The organism is Variovorax sp. GW822-FHT04A09 (genome assembly GCF_058801005.1).
This window is the reverse complement of record NZ_JBXAMV010000006.1, coordinates 121,639-133,093: the sequence shown is the minus strand read 5'-3', so window position 1 is coordinate 133,093 and position 11,455 is coordinate 121,639. Positions and strand designations below refer to the sequence as shown.

Below are 11,455 nucleotides of genomic sequence, written 5' to 3'. Positions count from 1 at the left end.
GCCCCGGCGCCATCGTGCGCCGCGGGCTCGCGGTGGTGGCGGGCCAGCTCATCATCGGCGCGGCCGGCCTCCTGACCGGCGTGCGCGCCATCTGGTCGGGCACCACGCCCAAGGCCGAGCAGACGCTGTACTTCGCCAACCACACGAGCCACGGCGACTTCGTGCTGCTGTGGGCCACGCTGCCCTCCGACCTGCGCGCGCTCACGCGGCCCGTGGCGGGCCAGGACTACTGGGAGGCCTCGAAGCTGCGCAACTTCATCGGCAAGGACGTGTTCAACGCGCTCATGATCCGGCGCGACGGCTCAGGCCAGGGCGGCAACCCGGTCGACCAGATGAAGGAAGCGCTGGAAGGCGGCGACTCGCTCATCATGTTCCCCGAGGGCACGCGCAACACGGGCGACGACATCCTGCTGCCGCTGAAAAGCGGCCTCTTCCACCTGGCGCGCGCCTGCCCCACCGTGCGGCTGGTGCCGGTGTGGATCGAGAACCTCAAGCGCGTGCTGCCCAAGGGCACGCTGGTGCCGATCCCGCTGGCCTGCACGGTGCGCTTCGGCGCGCCGATCCAGCTCGAGGAAGGCGAAGACAAGACGGCGTTCCTCGCCCGCGCACGCACGGCCATGCTCGACCTGCGCCCGGAGTACGACCGCATCGAACAAAACGGAGGGACCGCCTCGTGATCGAAATGTCCCCCTTCGCCTGGACCACCTTCAAGCTCTTCGGCGGCGTCTTCGGCGTGCTCGTGCTGGCCTCGGCCATCGGTGCGCTGCTCAAGTGGCGCGTGGCGCACGGCCAGCCGCACTCGGTGATCGACAACCTCAACTCGCGCGTCAACGCATGGTGGGTGATGGTGGCGGTGATCGGCCTGGCCTTCGCCTTCGGCAAGGGTGGCGTGATCGTGCTGTTCTACCTGATCTCGTTCTATGCGCTGCGCGAGTTCATCAGCCTGGCCTACACGCGGCGCGGCGACCACGGCGCGATCGCGCTGGCCTTCTTCGTGGCGCTGCCGGGCCAGTACTTTCTGATCTGGATCGACTGGTACGGGCTGTATTCGATCTACATCCCGGTCTACGCCTTCCTGCTGCTGCCCATCCTGGCGGCCGTGGGCGGCGACACGCAGCGCTTCCTGGAGCGCACCTCGAAGATCCAGTGGGGCCTGATGGTGTGCGTGTTCTGCATCAGCCACGTGCCGGCGCTGCTCACGCTGCAGATTCCGGGCTTCGAGGGCCGCAACCTGCTGCTGATCGCCTTCCTGGTCATCGTGGTGCAGGGCAGCGACGTGCTGCAGTACGTGTGGGGCAAGCTGTTCGGCAAGCGCAAGGTCGCGCCCGAGCTCTCGCCCTCCAAGACCTGGGAAGGCCTGATCGGCGGCGTGGCCAGCGCCACCGCCATGGGCGCGGCGCTGTACTGGGCCACGCCCTTCAACCCGTGGCAGGCGGCGCTCATGGCCTTCATGATCTGCCTCCTGGGCTTCTTCGGCGGGCTGGTGATGTCGGCCATCAAGCGCGACCGCGGCGTGAAGGACTGGGGCTCCATGATCGAAGGCCACGGCGGCATGCTCGACCGGCTCGACTCGGTGATCTTCGCGGCGCCGATCTACTTCCACGCATTGCGCTACTGGTGGGTGCCGTGAGCCCGGCGGCGAAGAAGACCGCGGTCAAGGTGGACCGCATCGTCGACGACACGCCACTGGAATGTGCCGACGCCGCCGCGCTGCTGCGTTGGTACAAGAAACACCATGCGAGCCACGCCGGCGTCTGGCTGCGCATCGCGAAGAAGGCCAGCGGCATCGCCTCCGTCGACCACCCCGAGGCGTTGGAGATCGCGCTGTGCTTCGGCTGGATCGACGGCCAGCGCAAGAGCCAGGACGCGCAGTTCTTCCTGCAGCGCTTCACGCCGCGCACCGCGCGCAGCATCTGGTCGAAGATCAACCGCGACAAGGCCCTGAAGCTCATCGACGAGGGCCGCATGCAGCCCGGCGGCCTGGCCGAGGTGGAGCGCGCCCGCGCCGACGGCCGCTGGGAGGCGGCCTATGACGCCCCGAGCGTGGCCACCGTGCCACCCGACCTGCAGGCCGCGCTCGACGCCAACCGCAAGGCCAAGGCCTTCTTCGCCACCCTCGACGCGCGCAACCGCTTCGCCGTGCTGTTCCGCACGCAGGGCGCGAAGAAGCCCGAGACGCGCGCCCGGCGCATCGCGCAGTTCGTCGAGATGCTCGCCAAGGGCGAGAAGATCCACCCCTGAGCCTGCGCGCAGCGGTGCGCGCCGCTCACTGCGGCCCGGTGCCGGTCGCGATGACCGCGAGCTGGTCTGGGTTCACGATGCGGATGCGCTTGTAGCTCATGTCGATCACGCCTTCCGCGACCAGCCGCCCCAGCTCCTTGTTGATGGTCTGGCGCGACAGCCCCAGCATCGCCGCGAGGTCGTTCTGCGACAGCCGCACCGGCAGGCTCGCCGCCGCCTCCACCTGCATGCCGTAGAAGTGGATCACGCTCATCAGCGTGGCGGCCACGCGCCCGCGCACCGAGTTCAGCATCTGGTTCTGCAGCAGCACCACGCTCAGCCGCTGGCGCTTCAGGCCCAGCCGGGCCACGCCGCGCCACAGCGCGGGCTCGGCGTCGAGCACCGCGATCACGGCGTCGCTGGGCAGGTGGACGATCACCGAGTCTTCGTGCGCGTGGTAGTCGTAGGGCAGCGGCACGTCCTCGAGCAGGCGCACCAGCGGCGCCACCTGGCCGGGCCCGAGCAGCGCGTTGACGTACTTGCGCCCCTGCGGGCTCATGCTGCTGATCTCCAGGCAGCCTGACACCACCGCCAGCAACTCGCGCTTGTGGCGGTCGCGCGCCAGCACCTGCGTGCGGCGGCGGTAGCGCACCAGCCGCGCCGACTTCATGAGCTCGGCGCGGCGCGCGTCGGGCCATTGGGAAAACAGCTCGTTCCAGCGCAGCGCGCGGTCGAGCAGCTCGGCGCTGTCTTCGGCGTCGGGAGGGGTGGTTGCAGGTGGTCGGGTCAGCGGGTTCTCCCTGCCCTGGTGTTCACGAATCTGTCAAAGCGTTGACAGATTCGGGGGCCCTTCATTTCTATCGTAAGCCCCGGACATCGACAAGCACACAGGCGGCACCGCCCTGCACCCGCAGGCGACCGGCCACACCGGAGACAACCCAAATGAAGAAGACAGCCACCGCGGCCCTCGCGCTCGCGGCCTGCGCCCTTGCGTCCGCGCAAAGCACCGTGAGCGTCTACGGCACGCTCGACCTGTACGTGGCGCACGCCAGGTCGGGCCCCGCCTCCTCCACGCGGCTGGAGGACGGCGGCCAGACCGCCTCGCGCATCGGCTTTCGCGGCACCGAGGACCTGGGCGGCGGCCTGGGCGCGCACTTCACGCTGGAGAGCGGCTTTGCGCCCGACACCGGCAACGGCACGCTGCCCGGCCCCGCGATGTCGTTCAGCCGGCAGTCCTTCGTCGGCTTCTCGGCGCCGTGGGGGCAGATCGACGCGGGCCGCATGTACACGCCGATGTTCTACGCGCTGTTCAAGGCCGATCCCTACGGCCTGAACTCGGTGTTCTCGCCCATCAACCTGGTGGCCGCCACCGACGCGCAACCGGGCCTCACGCCCTTCGCGGCCCGCGCCAGCAACATGGTGCGCTACCGCACGCCGGCCAGTATGGAATTCTTCGCCGACCTGGCCTACGCACCGGGCGAATCGAGCGCGCCGAGCCACCAGAGCGGCAACGTCTACGGCGGCAACATCGGCTGGGCGCGCAAGCCGTACTACATCGCCTACGCCTTCCAGCGCGCGCGCTCGGGCTCGGCGGCGGCGCCCGTGGCCTCGCCCGCCACCACGACCTACCAGGCGCTGACCGGCTCCTACGAGCTGCCCTCGATCGGCCTGCAGCTGTACGCCAGCTACGTGCGCAACGCCTCGAGCCTGCCCAACGTGCCGACCGCGAAGCTCGTGAACCTGGGCGCCACCTACAACGTGACGCCGGCCTCGAACCTGATCTTCGGCGCCACGCAGCGCAAGGTGGCCGAGAGCGAACGCTCGCAGCTGGCCTGGACGCTGGGCTACGACTACTACCTGAGCAAGCGCACCGTGGTCTACGCGCGCTGGCTGCGCCTGCTGAACCGGCACGGCGCCTCGGCATCGCTCGCGACCATCCCGGTGATCGCCAACAGCGGCAACGACGTGCGCGTGCTCGCCACCGGCATCCGCCACAACTTCTGACTTCCGAACCCTCCGCCATGCCCATGGACTTCTTCTCTTCGCAAGCCGAATCCCTCTCGGCGCTGTTCGCGCCGCGTGCCATCGCGGTGGTCGGCGCCTCGTCCAACGCGCAGAAGATCGGCGGCATTCCCGTCGACTACCAGCGCCGCTTCGGTTTCGAGGGCGCGCTGTACCCGGTCAACCCGAACGCCGACCGCATCCAGGATCTGCCGGCCTACCCCAGCCTGCGCGCCATCGGACAGCCGGTGGACCTGGCCATCCTCGCGGTGCCGTCGGCGCTGGTCGGCGGCGCGCTCGACGACGCCATCGCGGCGGGCGTGAAGGGCGTGGTGCTGTTCTCCTCGGGCTTCGCCGAAGTGGGCGCCGAGGGCGCGGCGGCGCAGGCGCGGCTGGGCGACAAGGCGCGTGCCGCGGGCGTGCGGCTGGTCGGCCCCAACTGCCTGGGCTTCATGAACATCGCACGCCACGTGTACGCCACCTTCTCGCCGGCGCCCGGCGTGGGCCGCGTGATGCCGGGGCGCATCGGGCTGGTGAGCCAGTCGGGCGCGTTCGGTGCCTACGCGTACGCGATGGCGCGGGCGCGCGGCGTCGGCCTGTCGCTGTGGGCCACCACCGGCAACGAGGCCGACGTGCAGGTCGCCGACTGCCTGGCCTGGCTCGCGCAGGACCCCGACACCGACGTGATCATGGCCTACATGGAAGGCTGCCGCGACGGCCCCCGCCTGCGCGCGGCGCTGGCCCTGGCGCAGGCCAACGGCAAGCCGGTGGTGATGGTCAAGGTCGGGCGCACCGCGCTGGGCGCCGAGGCCGCGGCCTCGCACACCGCCGCGCTGGCGGGCGACGACGCGGTGTACGACGCCGTGTTCCGCCAGTACGGCGTGCTGCGCGCGCGCAACCTCACGGAGTTCTTCGACCTGGCCCACAGCGCCGCCGTGGCGGGCCGCCCGCGCGACCGCTCGATCGGCCTGTTCACGCTCTCGGGCGGCGTCGGCGCGCTGATGGCCGACGAGGCCTCGGCCCAGGGCCTCGATGCCCGGCCGCTGAGCGAGGCCGCGCAGGACACGCTGCGCCGCTGGGTGCCCTTCGCGGCGCCGCGCAACCCGGTCGACATCACGGGCCAGGTCACCAACGACATGACGCTGATCGATCGCACGGCGCGCGTGATGCTGGACGACCAGGGCTTCGCCTCGTGGATGGGCTTCCTGGCCGCCGCGGGTGCGTCGGATGCGTTCTGGCCGGTGCTGCGCTCGCTGGTGACTTCGCTGCGCGAGGCCTACCCCGACACGCTGCTGGCGGTGAGCACGCTGCTGTCGCCCGAACGTCGCGCGGAGCTCGAAGCGATGCGCTGCCTGGTGTTCGCCGATCCGTCGGACGGCATCCGCACGATCGCCGCGCTGGCGGGGCTGAAGCCTGCGGCGGCGGTGGCTGCGGCGCCCGCATCAACCAAGGCGCCGTTGACGCTCGCGCCCGGCACGATGTCCGAACCCGACGCGCTCGCGCTGCTGGCCGACGCGGGCGTGCCCGTGGTCGCGCACCGCGTGGTGCGCAGCGCCGACGAAGCGGCAACCGCCGCCGAGGCGCTCGGCGAAGCGGTGGTGGTGAAGATCGTCAGCGCCGACATCCCGCACAAGTCGGACGTCGGCGGCGTGGCGCTCGGGCTGCGCGGCGCGGCGCAGGCGCGCGCGGCCTTCGAGCGCACGCGCGACCTCGCGCTCACGGCGCGGCCCGAGGCGCGGCTCGACGGCGCGCTGGTGGCGCGCATGCTGACCGGCGGCGTCGAGTGCATCGCGGGCGTGCACCGCGACCCGGTGTTCGGGCCGGTGCTGATGTTCGGCCTGGGCGGCATCCACGTCGAGACGCTGTGCGACGTGTCGCTGCGCGCACTGCCGATCACGCGCGACGACGCGCTGGCCATGGTGCGCGAACTGCGCGCCTTCGCGATCCTGAACGGCGCGCGCGGCCGGCCGCCGGCAGACCTCGATTCGATCGCCGACGCGCTGTGCGCGCTGGCCGACTTCGCGCAGCGCGCAGGCGACTCGCTCGACAGCGCCGAGATCAACCCGCTGATCGCGCGCCCGCAGGCCGAGGGCGGCTGCGTGGCGGTCGATGCGCTGGTCGTCGGCCGCGCGCCCTGAAGCACAACAACAACCACCGGAGACATCGCATGACGACGACATCGAAGAACGGACTCGGGCGCACGCTCGGCGCGGGCGCGGCACTGGTGCTCGCCGCAAGCACGGCGGCGGCAGCCACGGAGGCCCCCTTCCCCTCCAAGCCCGTGCGCATCATCGTGCAGTACCAGGCGGGCGGCTCGACCGACATCCTCGCGCGGCTCGTGGCCGAGGGCCTGTCGAAACGGCTGGGCCAGCCGGTGGTGGTCGAGAACCGCAGCGGCGCGGGCGGCATCATCGGCACCGACTACGTCGCCAAGAGCCCGCCCGACGGCCACACGCTGCTGCTCACGGTGCCGGGGCCCGTCACGGCGAACCTGGTGCTCTACAGCAAGCTGCCCTACGACCCGCGCACCGACCTGCGCATGGTGTCGGACATCGCCACCACACGCACCGTGCTGGCGGTGCACCCTTCGGTGCCGGCGACCGACTTCAAGAGCCTGATCGCCGCCGCGAAGGCTTCGCCCGGCAAGTATTCGATGGGCTCGTGGGGCCCGGGCACGCAGCCGCACCAGGTGCAGGTCTACATGGACAAGGCCTACGGCCTGCAGACGATGCACGTGCCCTACAAGGGCGAGAGCCCGATGGCGATCGACCTGATCGGCGGCGTGATCCAGATGACCGTGGGCTCGGTCACCACGCTGCAGCCGTACATCAAGGCCGGAAAGCTGCGCCCGCTGGCCGTGGCCGGCCCGCGGCGCGCCCGTGCGCTGCCCGACGTGCCCACCTTCGCCGAGCAGGGCTACGCCGACGAGGTCTACGCCATGACCGGCCCGACCTCGCTGATGGCGCCGGCCAGGACGCCCGACGCCATCGTCGAACGCCTGGGCCGCGAGGTCAGCGCGGTGGTGCGCCAGCCCGAGGTGAGCCGGCGCATCGAGGAGCTCGGCGCCGAGCCCGTGGGCAACCTGCCGCCCGAGGCCGCCGCGGCCTACAAGGCCTTCCTGCCCGTGACGCTGAAGCTCACGCAGGCCACGGGCGTGAAGCTCGACTGAACCGCCTTCCCCCTCCTCTTCTTTCCGAACCCCGAGGTCTTTCCCATGAACGCTCCCGCTCCCGTGCCCGACATCGCCGCCGCCCGCAAGGCGCTCGCCCGCTCCATCGGCCTGGCCGCCTTCGTCTACGGCTATCCGCTCACCGAGACCTACCGCACCTGCGCCATGCAGACCGCGCCGCGCGCCGAACGCCGCAGCGGCGCCTCGGCCGGCTCCGACGTGCGCGCGCCGCTGAACACGCTGCACCACGCGCCGCGCCCGTCCACCCACGAAGACCGCGACGTGGTCACGCCCGCCAACGACCTGCTCTACACCATGGCCTGGCTGCATCTGGCGCACGGGCCGATGCTGCTGACCGTGCCCGCGTCGTCGCGCCATCCGGGGCGCTACTTCGTGCTGCCGCTGTACGACGCCTACACCGAGAACTTCGAGAACCTGGGCCCGCGCAACTGCAACCCCGAGGGCGAGACCGTGGTGCTCGTGGGCCCCGGCGGCACCGTGCCGGAATCACTCGCAGCCGCCCACCGCGTGGTGCGCTGCCCGACCGACCTGGTCTGGCTCATCGGCCGCATCCTGGTGGGTGATGAAAGCGACTGGCCGGCCGCGCGCGCGCTGCAGTCGGAGATCCAACTGAAGCCCGCGCCCGGCACCGTGCTGCAGGGCCGCCCGGCCGCCATCGAACAGTGGGCCGGCCCGCACGAAGACGCCATGGCCGCCGCCTTCGAGCACGGCGAGCCGGCCGCAGACGTGGCGCCGCGCTTCTTCACCAACGTGTGCCATGCGCTGGCCGAAGCGCCGGGCCGCGTGGAAGACCGCGCGCTCGTGGCGTGGTTCGGCCAGGGCGGTCTGCTGGCCAACGCCGCGTTCTCTTGGGACGCGCTGGAGGCACCGCTGCGCGAAGGCCTGATCGAAGGCTTCGCCGAGGGCGTGCAGCTGGTCGGCGCAGTGGGCCGCAACCGCCGGCCCAAGCCCTGGTCGATGACGCCGGCCACCGGCCGCTACGGCAACGAGTTCCTCGGCCGCGCGCGCACCGCCTACCTGGGCCTGGGCGCGCTGGCCACCAGCGAGGCGGTGTACGCCGCCGCGCACCACGACGCCACCCAGGAACCGCTGGACGGCCAGCGCCGCTACACGATGCGCTTCGAGGCCGGCGACCTGCCGCCCGCCGACGCCTTCTGGTCGGTCACGCTGTACGACAGCGACCGCTTTCTCTACCCCAACGAGATCCGCCGCCACGCCATCGGCGACCGCACGCCCGGGCTGAAGCGCAACGCCGACGGCAGCCTCGAGCTGGCGGTGAGCCACGCACGCCCCGCCGACGCCGCCAACTGGCTGCCCGCGCCGGCCGGGCGCTTCTACCTGATCCTGCGCATGTACTACCCGCGCGAAGGCGTGCAGGGCTGGCGCATCCCGGCGCTGCAGGCACAACAGGGCTGAACGCGATGCAGCCGCACACCGACACCCTTCACGCCCTGGCCGAAGAGGCCGTGGTCTACGCCTACCCGCTGTACGAGATGTGCCGCATGCGCGCAGCCACCTCGCCGCAGCGCACCGACGCCGCCGGCGAGGCGCCCAAGCCGCTGCGCTGGTGCAACGTGTTCACGCACGCGCGCCAACTGCTGGGCGCGGGCAAGAGCCGCGTCGTCACGCCGAACAACGACACGCTCTACACCAACGCCTGGCTCGACCTGGGCGAGGGCCCGCTCGTGATCGACGTGCCCGACACCGCCGGGCGCTACTACGTGCTGGGCCTGCTCGACTTCTTCACCAACCCCTTCGCGCACCTGGGCCAGCGCCTCACGGGCACGGCGGCGCGCGCCTTCGTGGTCACGCCGCCGGAATGGCGCGGCACGCTGCCCGCGGCCTTCGATGCACCGGGCGCGCGCATCGAGGCGCCCACGCGCTGGCTGTGGATCATCGGGCGCCTGCTGGTCGACGGCCCGCAGGACGTGCCCGCCGTCAACGCGCTGCAGGACGGCTTTCTCGTGCGCACGCTGGCCGACTGGGAGGCCGGGCGCCGCTCGGCGCCGCGCGCCTTCGATCCGGCCTGCGACCCGAAGGCGCCGCTCACCGCGGAGCACTTCGCTGCGCAAGTGAACGCGGCGCTGCGCGACAACGCACCGCCGGCTGGTGATGCCGCGCAGCTCGCGCGCTATGCATCGCTCGGCATCGGGCCTGCTGCAGGGGCACTCGACGACGGCCAGCGCGCCGCGCTGCAGGCTGCGCTCGACACCGTGCTGCCGCGGCTGCGCGAGGCGCAGTCGGGCCGCACCACGGCCTCGGGCTGGGTGCAGATGCCGCTCGTGGAAGGTTCCTTCGGCGACGACCACCTGGCGCGCGCGCTGATCGCGCTGAAGTACATCGGCATGCTCGAAAGCCGCGAGGCCACCTACCCCATGGCCTGGCACGACGCCACCGGCGAAGCCCTCACCGGCCAGCGCCGCTACATGCTGCGCTTCCCGCCCGACGCGCTGCCGCCGGTCGACGCCTTCTGGTCGCTCACGATGTACGACACGCGCGACTACATGCTGGTCGACAACCCGATCGACCGCTACGCCATCGGCGACCGCACGCCGGGGCTGCGGCGCGACGCGGACGGCGGGCTCACGCTGCACATCCAGCACGCACGCCCCGAAGGCGAGGCCGCATTCGCCAACTGGCTGCCGGCGCCCGAAGGCAGCTTCTACCTGTGCCTGCGCGCCTACGTGCCGCGCGCCGAACTGCTCGACGGCCGCTACCAGCTGCCGCCCCTCACCGTCACCAAGGATTCCGCATGAGTGCCACCGCTGAAAAACCCCAAGCCACAGAAGAAGAAAAGCCCTTCCTCATCGTCGGCACCGGCACCGAGACCGTCGCGCCGGGCCTGCACATCCTGCGCGGACAGGGCCAATCGTTCGTGGCCGAGACCAACGTGGGCCTGGTCGTGATCGACGCCGGCCCGGGCGGCTCGGTGACGCAGGGCATGATCGACGCGCTGCGCCAGCTCAGCGACGCGCCGGTGCATGCGCTGTGCTTCAGCCACGGCCACATCGGCTACAACGCCGGCGTGCCGATGTGGCTGGCCCATGCCGCCGCACGCGGCGATGCGCCGCCGCGCATCATTGCGCACCGCAACGTGCCGCGCCGCCTGGCGCGCTACCGCGAGACGCTGGCCCTGCAGCACCGCATGGCCGAGATCCAGTTCAACCGCCCCGCCGGCTTCTTCGACCACCGGCTGGTGACGCACCCGCCCACCGAGACCTTCGACGACGTGCTGCAGATCGGCAGCGGCGAGCGCCGCATCGAGCTGCGCTGGGCGCCCTCGGAAACCGACGACGCGATCGCGCTGTGGAGCCCGGCGCAGCGGGTGCTGTACGGCGGCGCGGCGCTGATCGATTCCATTCCCAACATCGGCACGCCCTTTCGCACGATGCGCGACACGGTGCGCTGGGCCGACACGCTGGAGGCGCTGGCGGCATTGAAGCCGCGCAAGGCGGTGCGCGAATTCGGCGCCACGCTCGAGGGCGAAGACCAGGTGCAGCACGTGCTCGTGCACACGGCCCGCGCGCTGCGCTGGGTGCGCGCCGAGGTGGTGCGGCTCATGAACGAGGGGCTCAACGAGCGCGACATCCTGGCGCGCATCCGCTTCCCCGACGAGCTGTTCGCGGTCGAGTGGATGAAGCCCACCTACGGCGACCCGGGCTACATCGTGCGCGACATCTACCGCTCGGAGAACGGCTGGTGGGACCGCAACCCGACCTCGCTGCACCCGGCCGCGCCCGAGGCCATCGGCCGGGCGGTGGCCGACGCCATCACCGACAAGCGCGGCGTGATCGACCAGGCACGCGCGCTGGCGGCAGGCAGGCAGTGGCAGCTCGCGCTGCACGTGATCGACCTGCTGGCCACCGCCGAGGGCGAGGCCAGCGAGATCGCCGAGGCGCGCTCGCTCAAGGCCGAATGGCTGCGCGAGCGGGCCCGCGAAGTGCCCAGTTACGTCTCGCGCAACCTGTATCGCGTGGGCGCGGACATGATCGAACAGGGCACGCAGGCGCGCTTCGGCATCCGCTGAGGCCTTTCCATCGGAGA

General features: G+C 71.5%; 10 protein-coding genes. 9 read left to right on the top strand and 1 reads right to left on the bottom strand.

Annotation, left to right across the window (positions count from 1 at the left end):
• The first annotated feature begins 11 nt into the window (after nt 1-11).
• The 3 genes from AC1RLW_RS26270 to AC1RLW_RS26260 are packed head-to-tail and all read left to right on the top strand — an operon-like array spanning nt 12 to nt 2,241.
• On the top strand, nt 12-677 hold the full coding sequence (locus AC1RLW_RS26270) for a lysophospholipid acyltransferase family protein (RefSeq protein WP_139704435.1): 666 nt from the start codon (nt 12-14) through the stop codon (nt 675-677).
• Between the two features lie 5 nt (nt 678-682).
• On the top strand, nt 683-1,630 hold the full coding sequence (locus tag AC1RLW_RS26265; protein ID WP_172438312.1) for a phosphatidate cytidylyltransferase: 948 nt from the start codon (nt 683-685) through the stop codon (nt 1,628-1,630).
• Entirely contained in the window at nt 1,618-2,241 is a 624-nt protein-coding gene (locus AC1RLW_RS26260) for a YdeI/OmpD-associated family protein (protein ID WP_083259329.1), read from the top strand. The genes AC1RLW_RS26265 and AC1RLW_RS26260 overlap by 13 nt, the downstream gene beginning before the upstream one ends.
• 25 nt (nt 2,242-2,266) lie before the next feature.
• Here AC1RLW_RS26260 and AC1RLW_RS26255 read toward each other — a convergent pair whose 3' ends face one another.
• Nucleotides 2,267-2,890, bottom strand: a complete 624-nt coding sequence (locus tag AC1RLW_RS26255; protein WP_493195654.1) for a Crp/Fnr family transcriptional regulator — start codon at nt 2,888-2,890, stop codon at nt 2,267-2,269.
• Nucleotides 2,891-3,162: 272 nt separating this feature from the next.
• Between AC1RLW_RS26255 and AC1RLW_RS26250 the strand changes: the two genes are divergently transcribed.
• The 6 genes from AC1RLW_RS26250 to AC1RLW_RS26225 are packed head-to-tail and all read left to right on the top strand — an operon-like array spanning nt 3,163 to nt 11,438.
• A complete protein-coding gene (locus tag AC1RLW_RS26250) occupies nt 3,163-4,224 on the top strand; it encodes a porin (RefSeq protein WP_493195653.1) in 1,062 nt (353 codons plus the stop codon).
• 23 nt (nt 4,225-4,247) lie between these two features.
• Complete coding sequence (locus AC1RLW_RS26245; RefSeq protein WP_493195652.1) at nt 4,248-6,359, top strand: acetate--CoA ligase family protein; 2,112 nt, start codon at nt 4,248-4,250, stop codon at nt 6,357-6,359.
• Nucleotides 6,360-6,388: 29 nt separating this feature from the next.
• Nucleotides 6,389-7,390 carry a Bug family tripartite tricarboxylate transporter substrate binding protein gene (locus AC1RLW_RS26240; RefSeq protein ID WP_493195651.1) on the top strand — a complete coding sequence of 334 codons (1,002 nt, stop codon included), beginning with the start codon at nt 6,389-6,391 and terminating at the stop codon, nt 7,388-7,390.
• Between the two features lie 45 nt (nt 7,391-7,435).
• On the top strand, nt 7,436-8,827 hold the full coding sequence (locus AC1RLW_RS26235; RefSeq protein WP_493195650.1) for a DUF1254 domain-containing protein: 1,392 nt from the start codon (nt 7,436-7,438) through the stop codon (nt 8,825-8,827).
• Between the two features lie 5 nt (nt 8,828-8,832).
• Complete coding sequence (locus AC1RLW_RS26230; RefSeq protein WP_493195649.1) at nt 8,833-10,167, top strand: DUF1254 domain-containing protein; 1,335 nt, start codon at nt 8,833-8,835, stop codon at nt 10,165-10,167.
• Nucleotides 10,164-11,438, top strand: a complete 1,275-nt coding sequence (locus tag AC1RLW_RS26225) for an alkyl sulfatase dimerization domain-containing protein (protein WP_070062866.1) — start codon at nt 10,164-10,166, stop codon at nt 11,436-11,438. Before AC1RLW_RS26230 ends, AC1RLW_RS26225 begins: the two co-directional genes overlap by 4 nt.
• The last annotated feature ends 17 nt before the right edge of the window (nt 11,439-11,455 follow it).

Coding starts and splice junctions, on each gene's coding strand:
- AC1RLW_RS26250 (WP_493195653.1), top strand. CDS start 3,163: ATGAAGAAGACAGCCACCGCGGCCCTCGCGCTCGCGGCCTGCGCCCTT.
- AC1RLW_RS26225 (WP_070062866.1), top strand. CDS start 10,164: ATGAGTGCCACCGCTGAAAAACCCCAAGCCACAGAAGAAGAAAAGCCC.
- AC1RLW_RS26245 (WP_493195652.1), top strand. CDS start 4,248: ATGGACTTCTTCTCTTCGCAAGCCGAATCCCTCTCGGCGCTGTTCGCG.
- AC1RLW_RS26265 (WP_172438312.1), top strand. CDS start 683: ATGTCCCCCTTCGCCTGGACCACCTTCAAGCTCTTCGGCGGCGTCTTC.
- AC1RLW_RS26240 (WP_493195651.1), top strand. CDS start 6,389: ATGACGACGACATCGAAGAACGGACTCGGGCGCACGCTCGGCGCGGGC.
- AC1RLW_RS26255 (WP_493195654.1), bottom strand. CDS start 2,890: ATGAAGTCGGCGCGGCTGGTGCGCTACCGCCGCCGCACGCAGGTGCTG.
- AC1RLW_RS26230 (WP_493195649.1), top strand. CDS start 8,833: ATGCAGCCGCACACCGACACCCTTCACGCCCTGGCCGAAGAGGCCGTG.
- AC1RLW_RS26235 (WP_493195650.1), top strand. CDS start 7,436: ATGAACGCTCCCGCTCCCGTGCCCGACATCGCCGCCGCCCGCAAGGCG.